The sequence below is a fragment of the Streptomyces sp. PSU-S4-23 genome (assembly GCF_055632315.1).
Window position 1 is genome coordinate 6703202 of record NZ_JBVMUU010000002.1, and the last position, 19243, is coordinate 6722444.

Genomic DNA, 19243 nt, shown 5'->3' on the forward strand with positions numbered 1-19243 from the left:
TGCGGGCGTCCGATGGGACGCGACAACGTTGTCGGACCTGGTCTGCCGAACATGGCCCGCGGATGACTGTACGCCCTCAACGGACAACGGTGTCAAGGGCGTTCACCCGTCTGGCTGACCCGCCGGGGAGGGCGCGGGTGTCCGTGGATGCGCGGCGGGCGGTACGCGAGCGGGGCGGGCGCGGAGGGATCTCCGCGCCCGCCCTTTGTCCCACGGCGCCGTCAGGCCAGCAGCTCCACCTCCGCCAGGGTCGACTCCGCGTTCAGGACCAGGCGGTAGTGCGTGTACGCGCCGGGACGCGGGATCGAGAACACCCGGGTCTGCCGGTCCCAGGTGAAGGGTTCTCCCGTGCGGCGGTCAACGGTCCTCCAGTGTGTGCCGTCCCGGGACGCCTCGACGGTCCAGCCGGCCGGTGCCTTCGTGCGGTCCGCCGAGGAGGTCAGGGTGTACTGCACCGCCCGGGGGCGGCCCGTGACCGGCAGGTCCACGCTCGTCACGGTCGCGTCCGTCGCCGACGTGTCGTCGAAGAGGGGACCCTCACCCCGCAGCACGTCGGCGCGCGGCGAGGGCACCTTGTCGTCCCGCGTGATCGACGCCGGTGCCGCGTTCTTCCCCGTGCCCCAGGCCGACGGCCGCGGACCCATGTCGAACTCCAGCACCCCGCCCCGGGAGAGCAGCGCGTGCGGCAGCGCCGTCGACGTCCACCGGTGGCCGTTCACCTTCAGGCCCTGGACGTAGACGTTGCGCGCGCTGTTCCCCGGGGCCTTGATCACGAGGTCCCTGCCGTTCTCCAGGTGCACCGTCGCCTTGGTGAACAGCGGCGATCCGACGGCGTACTCGCCGCTGCCCATCACCAGGGGGTAGAAGCCCAGCGCCGAGAACACGTACCAGGCGGACTGCTCGCCGTTGTCCTCGTCGCCGTGGTAGCCCTGCCCGATCTCGCTGCCGGTGTACAGACGCGAGAGGGCCTCGCGGACCTTCGCCTGCGCCTTCCACGGCTGCCCGGCGGCGTCGTACATGTAGATCACATGGTGGGCCACCTGGTTGGAGTGCCCGTACATGCCCATCCGGACGTCGCGCGCCTCCGTCATCTCGTGGATGACACCGCCGTAGGAGCCCACGAACTCGGGCGAGGCCGTCTCCGGCGTCGTGAAGTACCGGTCGAGCCTGTCCGCCAGCCCGGCGCGGCCGCCGTACAGGTTGGCCAGGCCCCGGCTGTCCTGCGGGGCCGTGAAGGCGTAGCCCCAGCCGTTCGTCTCCGTGTAGTCGTAGCCCCACACGCGCGGGTCGTACGCCGACGAGTCCACCCGCCAGTCGCCCCGCGCGTCACGGCCCTGGAAGAAGCCGGCCTTCGCGTCGAAGAGGTGGACGTAGTCCCGGGCGCGGTTGAGGAAGTACGCCGACTCCTCCTTGTAGCGCTTCGTGCCGGTCTTCTCGTACAGCGCCTGCCCCATCCTGGCGATGCCGTAGTCGTTGACGTAGCCCTCCATCGCCCAGGACAGGCCCTCCCCGGTGGCGGTGGTGGTGTAGCCGAGGAACGGGGAGGAGGCCATGCCCTTGCGGCCGACCCCGGACGACGGCGGGTCGACCGTCGCGTTCTTCACCGCCGCGTCGTAGGCGGCCTCGGCGTCGAACTTCACGCCCTTCACATAGGCGTCCGCGAACGCCACGTCCGACGAGGTGCCCGTCATCAGGTCCGCGTAGCCGGGCGACGACCAGCGCGAGGTCCAGCCGCCGTCCTTGTACTGCTGCACGAAGCCGTCGACCAGCTCGCCCGCCTGGCCCGGGGTGAGGAAGGAGTAGGCGGGCCAGGTCGTGCGGTAGGTGTCCCAGAAGCCGTTGTTGACGTAGACCTTGCCGTCGACGATCTTGGCCCCGGTGTGGGTGGGTGTGTCGGGGCCCGTCATCGGGGAGAAGGGCGACGCGTACCGGTATGCCGATCCCACCTTCTCGAAACCCGAGTTGGGGTACAGGTACAGCCGGTAGAGCGAGGAGTAGAGCGTCGTGAGCTGATCCGCCGTGGCGCCCTCCACCTCGATCCGCCCCAGCAGCCGGTCCCAGGCGCGCTGTGCGTGCGCCTTCACCGTGTCGAAGGACGTCCCGTCCGGGATCTCCCGGCGCAGATTGTCCTTGGCCTGGTCGATGCCGATGAGCGAGGTGGCGAGCCGGAGGGTGACCGTGTGGCCGGCGCCCGGCCGCAGCCGCAGATACCCCTTGACCCCCGAGGACGCGCCGTCCGTCACCGGGGCGTCGAAGACGCCGTAGACGAACAGCCGGGTCGCCCCGGTCGACAGCCCGGACTTCACGTCCGAGAAGCCGGTGACGATCCCGTGCTCCTTGTCGAGGGTGAGCCCGGCCTGCTCCGTGACATTGTCGAAGAGCACGCTCGCGTCGTCTCCGGGATAGGTGAAGCGCAGCACGGCCGCGTGGTCCGTCGGCGTCATCTCCGCCTTGATGCCGTTCTCGAAGGTCACGCCGTAGTAGTAAGGACGCGCGATCTCGTTGTCGTGCCGGAAGGGCAGCGCCCGCGCGGTGCGGCCGGTGTCCGGGGTGCCGGACGCGGCCGAGGGCATCACCTGGAACGTCTGCCGGTCACCCATCCACGGGCTCGGCTCATGGCTCGCGCTGAACGCCTGTATGGTGGGCAGATTGTCTGGGTTGTTGGCCCTTGCGTACTCGTACAGCCAGCTCAGCGAGCCCGCGTTGGTCACCGGCGTCCAGAAGTTGAAGCCATGCGGCAGGGCCGTGGCCGGGAAGGTGTTGCCGCGCGAGAAGGCGCCGCTGGAGTTGGTGCCGCGGGTCGTCAGCGCGTAGTCGGACAGATGCGCCTCGGGTCGCTGCGGTGGCGCCGCCTTCAGCGAGATGTCGTCCAGCCAGCCCCGGAACCGCGCCGGTCCCTTCGGCGCGTCGTACGCCACCAGGATCCGGTCCACGGTCTTCCCGGCCGCGACCGAGCCGATCCGGGAGACCACGCTGTTCCACTGGTTGACGTACAGCGCCTTCGACGCGCCCTGCCCCTGCGGGCTCAGCGGGAAGCCGTGCTGGTCCAGCGCTCCGAGGCCGCTGAGACGGGTGCCGTCGGTGAAGGCCAGGTCCACGGAGACGTTCGTGGCGTCGTAGTCCCGGTCTCCGTCCGCCATCGACGGGAAGATCCGGTACGACAGCCGGGTGTCCCGCGCGACACCCACGTTCACATCGAAGACCTTGTTGTACGAGTAGGCCCGTCCGTCCGCCCGGTGCGTTCCCGCGTACCGCAGCGCCCGCCTGCCGGTGAAACCGGCGCCCGCCTTGGCGGTGGGGGAGCCGCTCGGGCCGCGGTCCACCAGTGAGCGCATGTCCCTGGGCGCGGGCTGGGAGCTGTCGCCCGTGGAGAACTGCACGTCGGCGAGCTGGAGTATGCCCGCGCCGTGGTTCTCGGTGAAGTCGATCCGGAAGTGGGCGTACTGGCCCGGCTCGGCGAGGTCGTACGATTTCGTCTGGAAGCGTTCGCTGAACGATTCGCCGGTGCGCGTGTCGAGGGTCTTCCAGTCCTTCCCGTCCGTCGAGCCCTGGAGCGTCCAGTCGGCCGGGTCCCGCTCCGCGTAGTCGTTGGCCGAGGTGAGCGCGTACGTCACGACCTTGACCGGTGCGTCCAGGTCGAACTCCACCCAGCCCGTCGGCGCGAAGGCCAGCCACTTGGTGCCCGGCTCGCCGTCGACCAGGTTCTCCTTGACCTCGCCGGCGCCGGTGTTCTCCGCGCTGGCCCGGACATCGGTGACCTCGTCGGTCACATTGCCCGGAATGCCCGTGGTGTACCCTCCGTCTACGCCGGACGCCCGCTTCGTGCCGTCCGCTGCCGTGTCCACCGTGTTCAGCCATGTCGGGGGCGGATCGTCCGGCTCGAACGAGGAGGCGAACTCCCGGTCGACGGCCGCCGGTCGGGCGGGCAGTCCCTCTGCCGCGCCCTGCCCGGCCACCAGCAACGCGAAGGCGGCCGTTGCCACGACCGCCGTAGGAGACCATCTGTGCCGAGATCTGTGCTGCATGCGCGAGCACCCTCCCTGCGCCGTAAAGGAAATGGACAACGTTGTCACTTCATCGCGCAAGGACCAGTAGGTGGTCAAGTGGCCAGTGATGTCAAGGGTGTTGAGCGTGGCATTCGGGCCCTATGCGGTGGATATCCCGTTCGGGGGCCGTACTGACATCCCGTATTTCCGCGAGGTCTCAACTCGGAAAAGCAAACCGCCAACCTTGCATTCGATCTTGCTCCGTTGGCGGGAAGTGGACTATACCTGTCGGCGTCCGGGCAGCCGTCACCAAGCGGTACGGCGGCTGTGGACAGGCACGACCGGGGGGAATTCGGGAGGCGGCGCACCGTTTCGGGCACGACCGACTGCCGTGCCGTTCCACCGAATCCCTCGTGCACGACCCCAGCTTCACCATCACCGCGGTGCCGGGAGGATCCGGTTCACCGCCTGAGTCCTGGAGAAGGCGAGGACTTGAGCATGGGATCCACTTCCGGAGCGAACACCACCCCCGAGGGCGTAGGCCGCCGCGATCTGATCAAGCGGTCCGCCGCGCTCGGTCTGATCTCCGTCCCCGCGATGGGCTTCCTGTCGGCGTGTGCCAGCGGGGGCGGGGGCGACAACTCCAGCAACAACGGGACCCAGGGGAAGACGTCGAAGACGAACCCCTTCGGTGTGGCCAAGGGGGGCAAGCTCGACGTCGTCATCTTCAAGGGCGGTTACGGCGACGACTACGCCAAGGCGTGGGAGGCCGACTACCAGAAGCAGCTCGGCATCACCTCCACCCACACCGGCACCCAGGAGATCACCGGCAAACTGCAGCCGCGCTTCAACGCCGGCAACCCGCCGGACATCGTGGACGACTCCGGCGCCCAGCAGATCAAGGTCGACGTGCTGTACAAGAACGGCCAGCTGCTCGACCTCGCCGAGGTCCTCGACGCGCCGTCCGTCGACGACCCGGCCAAGAAGGTCCGCGACACCCTCATCCCCGGAACCCTCGACCCGGGCGTCCAGGAGGGCAAGGTCGTCGCCCTCAACTACATCTACACGGTGTGGGGCCTGTGGTACTCCGGCAAGCTTTTCAAGGAGAAGGGCTGGACGGCGCCCAAGACCTGGGACGACTTCCTCGCCATCTGCAAGGACGCCAAGTCGCAGGGCATCGGCGGCCTCGCCCACCAGGGCAAGTACCCGTACTACATCAATGTCGCCATCATGGACATGATCGCCAAGAAGGGCGGCATCGACGCCGTGAAGGCGATCGACAACCTCGACCCGAAGGCGTTCGTCGGGTCCGACGCCGCGCAGGCGGGCATCGAGGCGGTCTACGAGGTCGTGGAGAAGGGCCTGCTGATGCCCGGCACCAACGGCCTCACCCATACCGAGTCGCAGACCCGCTGGAACCAGTACAAGGCCGCCTTCATCACCTGCGGCTCCTGGCTGGAGAACGAGCAGCTCAAGCAGACCCCGTCCGACTTCGACATGAAGTTCCTGCCGATGCCGCTGCTGGCCGGCAGCAAGATGCCCTTCGAGGCGATCCGCGCCGGCTCCGGCGAGCCCTTCATCATCCCCGCGAAGGCGAAGAACCTGCCCGCGGCAAAGGAGTTCATGCGCCGCATGCTCTCCAAGGAGTGGTCGACGCTGTTCGCCAAGCAGGCCAACTCGCTGACCATCCTCAAGGACGGCGTCGACTCCAGCGTGACACTGCGCCCGGGCACGCAGTCCACGGTCGAGGCGTCCAAGGCCGCGGGCTCCAACACCTTCCGCTACCTCTACCCCGACTGGTACAGCGAGATGGACACCGCTCTCCAGAACGCCTCCAACGAGCTGATGGCCAAGCGCATCCAGCCCAAGGAATGGCTGAAGCGCTGCCAGGCCGCGGTCGACAAGCAGGCCAAGGACCCGGCCAGCAAGAAGAACCACCACGACTGAGGCTCGCTCGACCGACCGCGTTCCGGGCCGGACGTGAGCGTCCGGCCCGGAGGGGCACACCAGGGGCAGGAACGCCATGCGCAAAGGGCAGTACAGGTTCGTCGCGGGATTTCTCTTCGTGCCCGTGGCGCTCTACCTGATCTTCGTCATCTGGCCGTACATCCAGACGTTCGGCTATTCGCTGACCGACTGGAAGGGCCAGTCGCAGACCTTCTCGTTCGTCGGCCTGGACAACTACCGGGCGCTGTTCCAGGACGATGTCTTCCTCCAGGCCATCTGGCACAACATCCTGTTCCTGGTCTTCATCCCGGTGATCACCATTCTGCTCGCCCTGTTCTTCGCCTTCATGGTGAACGCGGGCGGGCGCAGCCGGGCCGGCGGTGTCCAGGGCGTGGCCGGATCGAAGCTCTACAAGATCATCTATTTCTTTCCGCAGGTCCTGTCGCTGGCGATTCTGGCCGTGCTGTTCAACGCGGTCTACCGCAGTGACGGCGGAGGTCTGCTCAACGGCTTCCTGATCAAGCTCGGCCTGGTCGACGCGAACAATCCCGTCGAATGGCTCAACGAGCCGAACATGGTGCTGTGGGCGCTGATCCTGGTCGTGGTCTGGCACGGCGTCGGTTTCTATCTGGTGCTGTTCTCGGCCGCCATGCAGTCCATCCCGAAGGACGTCTACGAGGCGGCCCTCATCGACGGCGCGGGCCGCTCCCAGTCCTTCTTCCGCATCACCCTGCCGCTGCTGTGGGACACCGTGCAGACGGCATGGGTGTACCTGGGCATCGTGGCCATGGACATGTTCGTCCTGGTCTCCTCCATGACCCAGAACATGGGCGCCTACGGAGGCGGGCCCGATCACCACAGCGATGTCATGTCCACCGTGATGATGCGCAACTTCCTCTACTACGGGAAGAGCGGCTACGCCTGCGCCATGGGCGTCGTCATGCTGCTGCTCACCCTGATCCTGTCCGTGGTCACGCTGCGCGCCACCCGCCGCGAGCGCATCGAATTCTGAGCGGGAGAGACGACGATGAGCGCACCCCTGAAGGAAACGGCCGCCACCGGCGGCACCGTCCCCCCGCAGCCCTCGGCCGGCACGGCCCCGGCCCGCCCCGGTGACCGGCGCAGCGAGGGCGTCGTCCTGAACGTCTTCTCGCACGGCTTCCTCGCCGTGTGGGCGCTGCTGATCGTGCTGCCCCTGCTGTGGCTGGTGATCAGTTCGTTCAAGACCGACGCGCAGATCGGCGGCTCGGCCTTCGGCTGGCCGCAGGCGTGGTCCTTCGACGTGTTCCGCCGCGCCTGGGACAAGGGCATCGGCGACTACTTCCTGAACACCGTCATCGTGCTGGCGTTCTCCGTGCCGCTGACGATGCTGTTCGGCTCGATGGCCGCGTACGTGCTCGCCCGCTACCGGTTCTGGGGCAACCGGCTCCTTTACTACTTCTTCGTCGCGGGCGCGATGTTCCCCGTCTTCCTGGCCCTGGTCCCGCTGTTCTTCATGGTCAAGCGGCTGGACATGCTGAACACCTACCAGGGGCTGGTCCTGGTCTACATCGCGTACTCGATGCCGTTCACCGTGTTCTTCATGCACGCCTTCTTCCGGACGCTGCCGACGGCGGTCTTCGAGGCGGCCATCCTGGACGGGGCCTCGCACACCCGGACCTTCTTCCAGGTGATGCTGCCGATGGCGAAGCCGGGTCTGATCAGCGTCGGGATCTTCAACACGCTGGGTCAGTGGAACCAGTTCATCCTGCCGACGGTCCTGATGCAGCCGCAGAGCGGCTCGGACCCCGAGCGCTACGTCCTCACCCAGGGCCTCATCCAGCTCCAGCAACAGCAGGGGTACGCCTCCGACCTCCCCGTTCTGTTCGCAGGCGTGACCATCGCGATGATCCCGATGCTGGTGGTCTACCTGTCCTTCCAGCGTCAGGTGCAGGCCGGTCTGACCTCGGCGACGCTGAAGTAGCCGCGCGGCCGCTCTCTCCGGTTGCCGTCGGGGTGTGCCGGGCGCTTTCTGGAAGAGCGGGTGGAACGGCCCGCTCTTCCGGGAGGAGCGCACCATGGGGCAACCGGTGGGCCGGCCGACGATCAGCCCTGAGCAGTTCAGCCGGGTGTGCGACGAGATCAGAAGCACGGCGGCGCCCGGGAAGGACGCCCAGGCCGTCCGCGACTGTGCGCTGCGCATCGTGCAGACGCTGGGCCTGGCGCTGTCCACGGACGACCTGAGCGGGCTGCTGACCGAACTCATGGCCCCCGGGGTGGCGGCCCCGCCCCCAGGGCACCCCCGGTACACCCGGGAGGCCATCCTGGACCGGCCCGACGAACTGCCGGGGGAAGAAGACGAAGGCCCGGTCAGGTAGACCGGGCCCGCGGGCCGGCACAGGCCCGGTACGACGGCGCCCCCGTGGCCCCGTAGCAAGCCCGAACGAGTCTGCGATCACGCCCGCCGGCGTCCTTCCTGTGAACGGGGAGGGCGCCGGCGTTCGCATGATCGCGTCGCTGTTCTCCCTCGATTTCCCTCAAGGTCTTGACTGCGGTAACCCGTTCAGCGGAGCTTGGAGTTCATAACTTGTAAGTGACCCGGTTCCATGCCGTGATCCGGGTCACACGGGCGGCAACGTGGCCGCCGGTGCTGGAGGCAGGAGTGGATGGGTCGATGGAGACTCCGGGGTCGCAGTCGTCGCTGCACCGAGCAAATCTGGAGCGCGTCGTGCGCGCGGTGCGTCTTGCCGGGTCGCTCACACAGGCGGAGATCGCGAGGGCGACGGGTCTGTCCGCGGCCACGGTCTCCAACATCGTGCGGGAGCTGAAGGAAGGCGGGACCGTCGAGGTCACACCCACGTCGGCGGGCGGCCGCCGGGCGCGCAGCGTCTCCCTCAGCGGCGACGCCGGCATCGTCATCGGTGTCGACTTCGGGCACACCCATTTGCGCGTCGCGATCGGGAACCTCGCCCATCAGGTGCTCGCCGAGGAGTCCGAGCCGCTGGATGTGGACGCCTCCGCGGCGCAGGGCTTCGACCGGGCGGAGGAACTGGTCAGCAGGCTGATCGAGGCGACCGGGGTGGACCGGTCGAAGATCGCGGGCGTGGGCCTCGGTGTGCCCGGCCCGATCGATGTGGAGTCGGGCACGCTGGGCTCCACCGCCATCCTGCCGGGCTGGACCGGCGCCAAGCCCGCCGAGGAGCTGCGGGGGCGGCTCGGCGTGCCGGTGTACGTGGACAACGACGCCAACCTCGGCGCGCTCGGCGAGCTGGTCTGGGGCAGCGGCCGCGGGGTCAAGGACCTGGCGTACATCAAGGTCGCCAGCGGTGTCGGCGCCGGACTGGTGATCGACGGCAAGATCTACCGCGGCCCCGGTGGCACCGCAGGAGAAATCGGGCATATTACTCTTGATGAATCCGGCCCCGTGTGCCGCTGCGGCAACCGGGGCTGTCTGGAGACCTTCGCGGCGGCGCGCTACGTCCTGCCGCTGCTCCAGTCCAGCCACGGCACCGATCTGACCATGGAGGGCGTGGTCAGGCTGGCGCGGGACGGTGATCCGGGCTGTCGTCGGGTGATCGCCGACGTCGGCCGCCACATCGGCAGTGGAGTCGCCAATCTCTGCAATCTGCTGAACCCGAGCCGAGTGGTCCTGGGCGGTGATCTCGCCGAGGCCGGGGAACTGGTTCTGGGGCCCATCAGGGAGTCGGTCGGCCGGTACGCGATCCCCAGTGCCGCACGTCAGCTCTCGGTGTTGCCAGGGGCGCTCGGAGGCCGTGCGGAGGTGCTCGGGGCGCTTGCTCTCGCACTCAGCGAGATGGGTGATTCAACCCTTTTGGACGGCACGCTTCCCGCGGCGGCCCCTGCCTTCACTTAGAGAACGGATGGCACCGTTGCCATCTCGTTAAGGATTTACTTCTTGACGTCGCACGTGTGGCCGAGTTGACTTCCAGCCACCTCGGCCGCAACGACGCGGCCTCGTCAGGGAGGTTTGTGAAGTGAACATGCGCATGCGTCGTGCCGCCGTTGCCGTTGCCGCTGGCGCGATGGCCGTCACGCTGGCTGCCTGTGGCAGCGCCAAGGAGTCCGGTGGGGGCTCCTCCTCGTCCTCGGGCGCCAAGAAGAAGGGCGACGACATCAAGGTCGGTCTGCTCCTTCCCGAGAACCAGACGGCCCGCTACGAGAAGTTCGACCGCCCGCTGATCGAGAAGAAGATCAAGGAGCTGACGAACAACAAGGGCGAGATCGTCTACGCCAACGCCAAGCAGGACGCGACCACGCAGAACCAGCAGGTCGACTCCATGATCACCAACAAGGTGGACGTCCTGATCGTGGACGCGGTCGACGCCGCCGCCATCAAGGGCTCGGTGCAGAAGGCCAAGGACGCCGGCATCCCGGTCGTCGCCTACGACCGCCTCGCCCAGGGCCCGATCGACGCCTACACCTCGTTCGACAACGTCACCGTCGGCAAGACGCAGGGCGAGGCCCTCCTCGCGGCCCTCGGCTCCAAGGCCAAGTCCGGCAAGATCGTGATGATGAACGGGTCCTCCACCGACCCGAACGCCGCGCAGTTCAAGCAGGGCGCCCACTCCGTGCTCGACGGCAAGGTCAACGTCGGCAAGGAGTACGACACCAAGGAGTGGAAGCCGGAGAACGCCAACGCCAACATGGAGGGCGCCATCTCCGCCCTCGGCAAGAAGAACATCATCGGCGTCTACTCCGCCAACGACGGCATGGCCGGCGGTATCATCACCGCCCTGAAGGCCGCGGGCATCAAGGTCCCGGTCACCGGCCAGGACGCGGAGCTCGCGGGTGTGCAGCGCATCGTCACCGGTGACCAGTACATGAGCGTCTACAAGCCGTACATCCCGGAGGCGGACGCCGCCGCCGAGATGGCCGTCGCGCTCGCCCAGGGCAAGTCGCTCGACTCGATAGCGAAGGACAAGGTCGACAGCCCGACCAACAAGCAGATCCCGTCGGTCCTGGTCCCGGTCCAGTCGCTGACCAAGGACAACATCAAGGACACCGTCATCAAGGACGGCGTCTACACGGTCGCCGACATCTGCACCGCCCAGTACAAGGCGGCCTGCGACAAGATCGGCCTGAAGTAATCGGCTACGCGTCCTTTCCCCGTACGGAATTCCGCCCTTGAATCTCCGTACGGGGCCGGCGCACGAAGGCTCGTCCGGCGCCCCGTGTTCACCAGCCCCGCAAGCTCGTGCGGGGCGCCGGACGGAACACTCCCAAACTTCTTGAAGCAACCTTCCGCCGGGTCAGGCGGCGAAGGAGATGGTTTACGTGTCCGCTACGCCCGTGCTGGCGTTGCGCGGGGTCTCCAAGCGGTTCGGTGCCGTTCAGGCGCTCACCGACGTAGAGCTTGAGGTCCACGCCGGTGAGGTGGTCGCCCTCGTGGGTGACAACGGCGCCGGAAAGTCCACGCTGGTCAAGACGATCGCCGGCGTGCATCCCATCGATGAGGGCGTCATCGAGTGGGAGGGCAGGCCCGTACAGATCAGCAAGCCGAACGACGCTCAGCACCTGGGCATCGCGACGGTCTACCAGGACCTCGCGCTGTGCGACAACATCGACGTGGTCGGCAACCTCTTCCTGGGCCGCGAGATCCGCAAGCGCGGTGTCCTGGACGAGGTGGAGATGGAGCGCCGCTCCCGCGAGCTGCTCCAGACGCTGTCGATCCGCATCCCGAGCGTGCGCATCCCGATCGCCTCCCTCTCCGGTGGCCAGCGCCAGACGGTGGCGATCGCCCGTTCCATGCTCGGCGAGCCCAAGCTGGTCATCCTCGACGAGCCCACCGCGGCGCTCGGCGTGGAGCAGACCGCCCAGGTCCTCGACCTGGTCGAGCGGCTGCGCGAACGCGGTCACGCCGTGATCCTCATCAGCCACAACATGGCCGACGTGAAGGCCGTCGCCGACCAGGTGGCGGTGCTGCGTCTGGGGCGCAACAACGGCGTCTTCGAGGTCAAGTCGACCTCCCAGGAAGAGATCATCTCCGCCATCACCGGCGCCACGGACAACGCCGTGACCCGTCGTGCGGCGCGCAGCAATGGGGAGATCAAGAAGTGAGCAGCATCGACAAGACCTCCACGCCCCCCGAGAGCCACATCGTGGAGAACCCCGAGGCGGCCACCGGCGCCGATGTCGCCGTCGACCCGCGGCTGCTGGTACGTGAACGCGGCTTCGCGGGCTACCTCACCGAGTTCAAGCGCAAGATGAAGGCCGGCGACCTGGGATCCATGCCGGTCGTCATCGGCCTGGCCGTCATCTGGATCATCTTCCAGAGCCTGAACTCCAACTTCCTCACCGCGGGCAACCTCTCCGACATCTCCGTCGCCATGGTCGGCACGGGCATGATCGCCGTCGGCATCGTCTTCGTGCTGCTGCTCGGCGAGATCGACCTGTCGGTCGGCTCGGTCTCCGGTGTCGCGGGTGCCACCTTCGCCGTCCTGAACATCACCCACGGCATGACCGAGTGGATGGCCTTCGTGCTGGCCATCCTCACGGGCACGGCCGCGGGCGCGCTCCACGGCTTCTTCTTCGCGAAGATCGGCGTGCCGGCGTTCGCGGTCACGCTGGCCGGTCTGCTGTTCTGGAACGGCTTCATGCTCAAGATCCTGGGCGACAACGGCACGATCAACCTGAACAGCGACGGCCTCGTGGCCAAGCTGACCAGCTACTACTTCTCCGATGTGGCCGCCGCCTACGGGCTGGCCATCGCGGTCACCGTGCTGTACTTCGTCAGCTCCTTCCTCGGCAACAGGCGGCGCGAGGCCGCCGGTGTGCCGTCCCGGCCGCTGAGCGAGACCATCCTGCGCACCGCGCTGCTGGCGGTCGTCGCCTTCGCCGTCGCGGTGGTCTACAACCAGTACAAGGGTCTGCCGCTGGCCGTGGTGATCTTCATCGGCATTCTGCTGATCACCGACTTCGTGCTTCGCCGCACCCCGTACGGCCGCAAGATCTTCGCGCTCGGCGGCAGCGTCGAGGCGTCCCGGCGTGCCGGTATCAACGTGGAGATGGTGCGGATCTCGGTCTTCGCGATCTCCGGCACGTTCGCCGCGATCGGCGGTCTGTTCATCGCCTCGAAGATCGCGTCCGCCAACCAGGGCGCGGGCGGCGGTGACCTGCTGATGAACGCCATCGCGGCGGCCGTCATCGGCGGCACCAGCCTCTTCGGCGGCCGCGGGCGCACCTGGAACGCGCTGCTGGGTGTGCTGGTCATCGTGTCGATCCAGTACGGCCTCGCCCTGGAGGGCATCGCCTCGCCGGTCCAGTACATGATCACCGGTGGCGTTCTGCTGGCGACCGTGGTCATCGACGCCGTCACCCGCAAGACGCAGAAGACGGCCGGCCGCGCATAACGCTCCGCTGCCGGGCGCCCGTGGGCAGGAGCGCGGGCGCCCGCAGGCGAGGGCCGGCCGCGGCCCGGCCGCCGGGCCCGTGCACGCCGGATCAGCCGGCTTCCGGGCCGCGGCCCCGCGCGGGAGTCCCCCCACGGGGGTGGCGCGGCCCGGACCCACGACCGCCCGGTCGCGGGTCCGGGCCGCGCCCTCATGCGTCAGGTGCCATCGGGCTCGGTCCACGGCGCGCAGCCGGCTGCGCGCCGCGGACCTGCGTGGGAGTGCCATGTGCCCGGGAGTCGTTCCGCGGGCGGCAGTGGCGTTCGTCCGGCCTGGCCGGGGTTGCGGAGCCGGGTGCGCGCCGCGGACCTGCGTGGGAGTGCCATGTGCCCGGGAGTCGTTCCGCGGGCGGCAGTGGCGTCCGTCCGGCCTGGCCGGGGTTGCGGAGCCGGGTGCGCGCCGCGGACCTGCGTGGGAGTGGCCATGTGGCTGGGAGTGGTTCCGCGCGGCAGTGGCGTTCGTCCGGCCCGGCCGGGGTTGCGGAGCCGGCTGCGCGCCGGGGAGCGGAGTGGGGGAGCGCCGCGGCGCGCAGCCGGCTCCGGCGGCTGCCCGGCGACGCCGTGCCCGCCGTGTCCGAGTCCCGGCGCCACCCGGTCGCGGCCGCGCCGCGCACCGCCGGACGGCGCGCCGCGGCCGTGACCGCCCGAGCCGTGCCCGGCACCGACGACGGTGCCGGGCACGGGTTCGTCGGCGGCCGAAAGTATGACCCCGAACGTGAGGGCCGTCCATGATCGGCCCGGGCGGAACATTAGACTCGACGGGCCCGGCAATAGCTCGACACAGCCCTACTGCAAGGAGGCACGGGTGCCGCTGCTGACCCGCATCAGGGGACCGCGCGATCTGGACCGGCTCAGCCTGGAGCAGCTTGACCGGCTGGCAGAGGAGATCCGGACCTTCCTCGTGGACGCGGTCTCCAAGACCGGCGGCCACCTCGGCCCCAATCTCGGCGTGGTCGAGCTCACCATCGCCCTGCACCGTGTCTTCGAGTCGCCGAAGGACAAGGTGCTGTGGGACACCGGCCACCAGTCCTACGTGCACAAGCTGCTCACCGGGCGTCAGGACTTCTCCAGGCTGAAGATGAGGGGCGGCCTGTCCGGCTATCCCTCACAGGCCGAGTCCGAGCACGACGTCATCGAGAACTCGCACGCCTCGACCGTCCTCGGCTGGGCCGACGGCCTCGCCAAGGCCAACCAGCTGCACGGGCGCGACAGCCACGTGGTCGCCGTCATCGGTGACGGCGCGCTGACCGGCGGTATGGCCTGGGAGGCCCTCAACAACATCGCGGACGCCAAGGACCGCCCCCTGGTCATCGTCGTCAACGACAACGAGCGGTCGTATGCCCCGACCATCGGCGGCCTGGCCAACCACCTCGCGACGCTCCGGACGACCGACGGGTACGAGCGCTTCCTCGCGCGCACCAAGGAGGTCCTGGAGCGGACCCCCGTCGTCGGCAAGCCCCTCTACGAGACCCTGCACGGCGCCAAGAAGGGCCTGAAGGACTTCATCGCCCCGCAGGGCATGTTCGAGGACCTGGGCCTGAAGTACGTCGGCCCCATCGACGGCCATGACATCGAGGCGCTGGAGTCCGCGCTGGCCCGGGCCAAGCGGTTCGGCGGGCCGGTCATCGTGCACTGCCTCACCGAGAAGGGCCGCGGCTACCAGCCCGCCCTCCAGGACGAGGCCGACCGCTTCCACGCCGTCGGCAAGATCCACCCCGACACGGGCCTGCCGATCGCCTCCTCCGGCGCCGACTGGACGTCGGTGTTCGGTGAGGAGATGGTCAGGCTGGGCCGGGAGCGGGAGGACATCGTCGCCATCACGGCCGCGATGCTCCAGCCGGTCGGCCTCGAGAAGTTCGCCAAGGCGTTCCCGGACCGGGTCTACGACGTCGGCATCGCCGAGCAGCACGGCGCCGTCTCCGCGGCCGGCCTCGCCACCGGCGGCGTCCACCCCGTCTTCGCCGTGTACGCCACCTTCCTCAACCGGGCCTTCGACCAGGTGCTGATGGACGTGGCCCTGCACAAGTGCGGCGTCACCTTCGTGCTCGACCGGGCCGGCATCACCGGCACCGACGGCGCCTCGCACAACGGCATGTGGGACATGTCGATCCTCCAGGTCGTGCCGGGGCTGCGTCTCGCCGCGCCGCGCGACGCCGACCAGGTCCGCGCCCAACTCCGCGAGGCCGTCGCGGTCGAGGACGCCCCGACCGTCGTGCGCTTCTCGAAGGGCGCCGTCGGCCCCGCCGTACCGGCCGTGGGCCGCGTCGGCGGCATGGACGTGCTGCGCGAGGCGGGCACCGACACCCCGGACGTGCTCCTCGTCTCCGTGGGCGCCCTCGCGCCGATGTGCCTGGACGTCGCCGACCTCCTCGACAAGCAGGGCATCTCCGCCACCGTCGTCGACCCGCGCTGGGTCAAGCCCGTCGACGAGGCGCTCGCCCCGCTCGCCGAGCGGCACCGCGTGGTCGTCACGGTCGAGGACAACTCCCGTGTGGGCGGCGTCGGTTCGGCGATCGCACAGGCGCTGCGCGACGCGGGCGTCGACATCCCGCTGCGCGACTTCGGCATCCCGCCGCGCTTCCTCGACCACGCCTCCCGCCAGGAGGTCATGGCGGAGATCGGCCTGACCGCACCGGACATCGCCCGCCAGGTCACCGGGCTCGTCGCGAAGCTCGACGGCCGGTTCGACCGTACGGCGGTGGACTCGGTGGAGCCCGCCTGCGACTGACGCGACCGCCGGGCAGGTCTCCCCGGGCCGGTTCCACCATCCTTTACGGTGGCGGAACCGGCCCGTTCGCGTGAATCCGCCCGAGGCGGGGCACACGGTCGTCACCCCCTTCCGATCATGTCGGGGACGACGAGCGTGGGAGGCAGTCCGTGGGCAGCACCCTCTTCAGGACGAAGAAGGTCGAACAGTCGATCCTGGACACCGAGGAACCCGGGCACGCGCTCAGGAAGACGCTGTCCGCGCTGGACCTGACCGTGTTCGGCGTCGGCGTCATCATCGGCACCGGCATCTTCGTCCTGACCGGCAAGGTCGCCAAGGAGAACGCGGGCCCCGCCGTCTCCCTCGCCTTCGTGGTGGCCGCCGTCGTCTGCGCGCTGGCCGCGCTCTGCTACGCGGAGTTCGCCTCCACGGTCCCGGTCGCGGGCTCCGCGTACACGTTCTCGTACGCCACGCTCGGCGAGCTGCCGGCCTGGATCATCGGCTGGGACCTGGTCCTGGAGTTCGCACTGGGCACGGCGGTGGTCGCCGTCGGCTGGTCCGGCTACGTCCGGTCGCTGCTGGACAACGCGGGCTGGCACCTGCCCGCGGCGCTCGGCGGCCGGGACGGGGCGAGTGGGTTCGGCTTCGACATCCTCGCCGCCGCGCTGGTCCTGGTGCTGACCGCCGTCCTCGTCCTCGGCATGAAACTCTCCGCCCGGCTCACCGGAGTCGTCGTCGCCATCAAGGTGACCGTGGTGCTGATCGTGATCGTGGCGGGCGCCTTCTTCGTCACGGGCGCCAACTACCGGCCGTTCGTCCCCAAGGCCCAGGCGGTGGAGGCGGGCGGCACGCTCAAGGCCCCGCTCATCCAGCTGATGTTCGGCTGGGCGCCCTCCAACTTCGGGGTGATGGGCATCTTCACCGCCGCGTCCGTCGTCTTCTTCGCCTTCATCGGCTTCGACATCGTGGCGACGACGGCCGAGGAGACCAGGAACCCGCAGCGCGACATGCCGCGCGGCATCCTGGGCTCCCTGTTCGTCTGCACGGCGCTGTACGTGGGGGTGTCCATCGTCGTCACCGGCATGGAGCACTACACCAGGCTGACCGTGGACGCCCCGCTCGCCGACGCGTTCAAGGCCGTCGGGCACCCCTGGTACGCGGGTGTGATCAGCTTCGGCGCCGCCATCGGCCTCACGGTCGTCTGCATGATCCTGCTGCTCGGACAGTCCCGGGTCTTCTTCGCGATGAGCCGCGACGGGCTGCTGCCCCGCTTCTTCTCCCGTGTCCACCCCCGCTTCAGGACGCCGCACCGGCCGACCGTCCTGCTCGGCGTGGTCATCGCCGTCGTCGCCGGCTTCACCAGCCTCAGCGAACTCGCCGAACTGGTCAACATCGGCACGCTCTTCGCCTTCGTCGTCGTCGCGCTCGGCGTGATCATCCTCCGTCGGACCCGCCCCGACCTGCACCGCGCCTTCCGCACCCCGTTCGTCCCCGTGGTACCGGTCCTGTCGGTGTGCGCCTCGCTGTGGCTGATGCTGAACCTGCCCGCCGAGACCTGGCTGCGGTTCGCGGTCTGGCTGGTCATCGGCTTCGCCGTGTACTTCCTCTACGGGCGCTCGCACAGTGTCCTGAGCCCCGGCGAGGGGTCTGCGGCCGACGGGGCGGCGGGCCCGCCGGGCAACCGGGCGCCGTGAGCAGCCGCCGCACGCGGAGCGCCGGGCGCGCCCTCCCCGCGCGGGCGCCGGCCGCTCAGCCGCGCACCGCGCGCGGCCCGGCGACCTGCGCGCCCAGCTCCGTCACCCGGCGCCGCAGCTCCCGGTCGGCCGTGACGACCAGACAGGGGCGGCCGCCGGCCGCGGCGACCAGTTCGACGATGCGGTCGTCCCCGCTGCCAGACGCCGTCTCCACCCGCACCCCCGGCACGGAGGCCACACCGCGCGCCGCGCCCTCCACCACGAGGACGATCTCCACGGGGTCCGGGCGGCCGGGGACGCCGTCCACCGCCAGCCGGTCCCGCAGCCGCTCCGCGGCACCCTTCCTGTCCCGCCACCATCCGTCGGGCACCGATCCGACGACGTTGGCCGCGTCGACGATCGTGAGCAGGGGAGCGTCCTCGTCCATGGGGCAAGCGTGGCACGAGCCGGGCGGCAGCCCGTCGCGCGGCCCCTCGCCCTTACAGTGAACCGGTGAACGGCGAATGGTTCATCCGCGGCCGTGACGGCCGGCTCAGCGTCTACATCCCGTCGGGCGACGCCCTCCTGTGCCGGGCCGAGCGCCACCCCGGTGGCCCCTGGGAGGCCCCTCGCCGTGTGGGCGGCGAACAGAAGCTGCTTCCCGGGCCGGCCGTCGGCCAGGGCGCCGACGGCTACGCCCATCTGGTGTCCTGGCGGCCCACGGTGCCCGGCGAGTCCGGTCTGGTGCACTCCACGCACTTCCGCCCCCATCTCGCGGCGCTGGACTGGGTCCCCGTCGGCCACCCCAACAAGAAGGGCGACCGTACCGGCATGCCGGCCGTCGCCGTCGACGCCGAGGGGCGCGCTCATGTCTTCGTGCGCAACCTGGGCGGCGGGGTGAGCATGGTCGCCCAGAAGGAGACGGGCGGCTGGGACCCGTGGCGCGACCTGAAGGGCGATGGCGTCCGGGAGGATCTGGCGGCGGTGACGGGGGAGTCCGGGCGCGTGGAGCTGTACGCGGCCGCTCCCGTCGGCATCCTGCACTGGCGGCAGGAGGAACCGGGGGCCCAGCCGGTCCTGGACGAGGTGGTGGAGGTTCCGGTACGCCCGGGCACGCTGCGCGCGCTCGCCACGTCCCCGGACGGCACCACCCTCTTCTACACCGACGGATCCGGTGACCTGTGCGCCTGGCGCCCCGGCGGCAAGCCGGTCGCCCTGCTCCCCGCCGCCGGTCCCGGCCCGGTCTCCGCCGTTCGCTGCACACTCGACGGCCATGACTGCACGCTGCTCTCCCAGCGCTCGGCCGACGGACGGGTCGCCTTCGCCGCCTATCCCACCGAACAGGAGTCGTCCGGTGCCTGGTGGACCGGGTCGGGCCCGCACCTGCCGGCGGGTGCCCGGGTGGCGGTGGCCGAGGACGCCGGGGGACGCGTCGTGGCCGCGTCGCTGACCGAGGACGGAGAGCTCCGCCTGGCCCGTCAGAAGGACGAGCCGGGGCTGGCACTGGCGGCCTGGCAGACGGTCTGACGGGCCCGACGGCAGA

13 protein-coding genes are annotated in these 19243 nt (G+C 69.5%); 11 read left to right on the top strand and 2 right to left on the bottom strand.

From position 1 onward, the window contains the following. Positions 1 to 221 precede the first annotated feature (221 nt). Positions 222 to 4025 (bottom strand): GH92 family glycosyl hydrolase, encoded by a 3804-nt coding sequence (locus ACZ79I_RS30485; protein ID WP_471501430.1) that lies wholly within the window; start codon positions 4023 to 4025, stop codon positions 222 to 224. A 459-nt stretch (positions 4026 to 4484) separates the two neighbouring features. Between ACZ79I_RS30485 and ngcE the strand changes: the two genes are divergently transcribed. The 10 genes from ngcE (at position 4485) to ACZ79I_RS30535 (ending at position 17721) form a co-directional block, all read left to right on the top strand. Further along, the gene (ngcE, locus tag ACZ79I_RS30490; RefSeq protein WP_471501432.1) at positions 4485 to 5933 is read left to right on the top strand and encodes an N-acetylglucosamine/diacetylchitobiose ABC transporter substrate-binding protein; all 1449 of its coding nucleotides are present in this window, start codon (positions 4485 to 4487) and stop codon (positions 5931 to 5933) included. A 76-nt stretch (positions 5934 to 6009) separates the two neighbouring features. Then, positions 6010 to 6945 (top strand): carbohydrate ABC transporter permease, encoded by a 936-nt coding sequence (locus ACZ79I_RS30495; RefSeq protein ID WP_471501434.1) that lies wholly within the window; start codon positions 6010 to 6012, stop codon positions 6943 to 6945. 15 nt (positions 6946 to 6960) lie between these two features. Beyond that, positions 6961 to 7896: a carbohydrate ABC transporter permease gene (locus ACZ79I_RS30500; RefSeq protein WP_471501436.1), complete on the top strand. Its 936-nt coding sequence runs from the start codon at positions 6961 to 6963 to the stop codon at positions 7894 to 7896. A gap of 94 nt (positions 7897 to 7990) precedes the next feature. After that, entirely contained in the window at positions 7991 to 8290 is a 300-nt protein-coding gene (locus ACZ79I_RS30505) for a hypothetical protein (RefSeq protein WP_471501438.1), read from the top strand. A 296-nt stretch (positions 8291 to 8586) separates the two neighbouring features. Continuing rightward, positions 8587 to 9786, top strand: coding sequence for an ROK family transcriptional regulator (locus ACZ79I_RS30510; RefSeq protein WP_381081197.1), 1200 nt, complete (start codon positions 8587 to 8589; stop codon positions 9784 to 9786). Between the two features lie 133 nt (positions 9787 to 9919). Further along, positions 9920 to 11020 carry a substrate-binding domain-containing protein gene (locus ACZ79I_RS30515; protein ID WP_471505316.1) on the top strand — a complete coding sequence of 367 codons (1101 nt, stop codon included), beginning with the start codon at positions 9920 to 9922 and terminating at the stop codon, positions 11018 to 11020. 178 nt (positions 11021 to 11198) lie between these two features. Continuing rightward, positions 11199 to 11990 (top strand): ATP-binding cassette domain-containing protein, encoded by a 792-nt coding sequence (locus tag ACZ79I_RS30520; RefSeq protein ID WP_471501440.1) that lies wholly within the window; start codon positions 11199 to 11201, stop codon positions 11988 to 11990. Next, complete coding sequence (locus tag ACZ79I_RS30525; protein ID WP_471501442.1) at positions 11987 to 13282, top strand: sugar ABC transporter permease; 1296 nt, start codon at positions 11987 to 11989, stop codon at positions 13280 to 13282. Before ACZ79I_RS30520 ends, ACZ79I_RS30525 begins: the two co-directional genes overlap by 4 nt. An 843-nt stretch (positions 13283 to 14125) precedes the next feature. Beyond that, entirely contained in the window at positions 14126 to 16048 is a 1923-nt protein-coding gene (gene dxs / locus ACZ79I_RS30530; RefSeq protein WP_471501444.1) for a 1-deoxy-D-xylulose-5-phosphate synthase, read from the top strand. Between the two features lie 149 nt (positions 16049 to 16197). Further along, on the top strand, positions 16198 to 17721 hold the full coding sequence (locus ACZ79I_RS30535; RefSeq protein WP_471501446.1) for an amino acid permease: 1524 nt from the start codon (positions 16198 to 16200) through the stop codon (positions 17719 to 17721). 55 nt (positions 17722 to 17776) lie between these two features. Here the strand turns inward: ACZ79I_RS30535 and ACZ79I_RS30540 are convergent, their stop codons facing one another. Beyond that, on the bottom strand, positions 17777 to 18148 hold the full coding sequence (locus ACZ79I_RS30540; RefSeq protein WP_471501448.1) for a PIN domain-containing protein: 372 nt from the start codon (positions 18146 to 18148) through the stop codon (positions 17777 to 17779). A 65-nt stretch (positions 18149 to 18213) separates the two neighbouring features. Between ACZ79I_RS30540 and ACZ79I_RS30545 the strand changes: the two genes are divergently transcribed. After that, complete coding sequence (locus tag ACZ79I_RS30545; RefSeq protein WP_471501450.1) at positions 18214 to 19227, top strand: hypothetical protein; 1014 nt, start codon at positions 18214 to 18216, stop codon at positions 19225 to 19227. Positions 19228 to 19243: the final 16 nt, after the last annotated feature.

Bases quoted from the DNA above. Each gene is read 5' to 3' on its own strand.
- ACZ79I_RS30495 (WP_471501434.1), top strand. From the start codon at position 6,010: ATGCGCAAAGGGCAGTACAGGTTCGTCGCGGGATTTCTCTTCGTGCCC.
- ACZ79I_RS30505 (WP_471501438.1), top strand. From the start codon at position 7,991: ATGGGGCAACCGGTGGGCCGGCCGACGATCAGCCCTGAGCAGTTCAGC.
- ACZ79I_RS30515 (WP_471505316.1), top strand. From the start codon at position 9,920: ATGCGTCGTGCCGCCGTTGCCGTTGCCGCTGGCGCGATGGCCGTCACG.
- ACZ79I_RS30500 (WP_471501436.1), top strand. From the start codon at position 6,961: ATGAGCGCACCCCTGAAGGAAACGGCCGCCACCGGCGGCACCGTCCCC.
- ngcE (WP_471501432.1), top strand. From the start codon at position 4,485: ATGGGATCCACTTCCGGAGCGAACACCACCCCCGAGGGCGTAGGCCGC.
- ACZ79I_RS30485 (WP_471501430.1), bottom strand. From the start codon at position 4,025: ATGCAGCACAGATCTCGGCACAGATGGTCTCCTACGGCGGTCGTGGCA.
- ACZ79I_RS30510 (WP_381081197.1), top strand. From the start codon at position 8,587: ATGGAGACTCCGGGGTCGCAGTCGTCGCTGCACCGAGCAAATCTGGAG.
- ACZ79I_RS30520 (WP_471501440.1), top strand. From the start codon at position 11,199: ATGGTTTACGTGTCCGCTACGCCCGTGCTGGCGTTGCGCGGGGTCTCC.
- ACZ79I_RS30540 (WP_471501448.1), bottom strand. From the start codon at position 18,148: ATGGACGAGGACGCTCCCCTGCTCACGATCGTCGACGCGGCCAACGTC.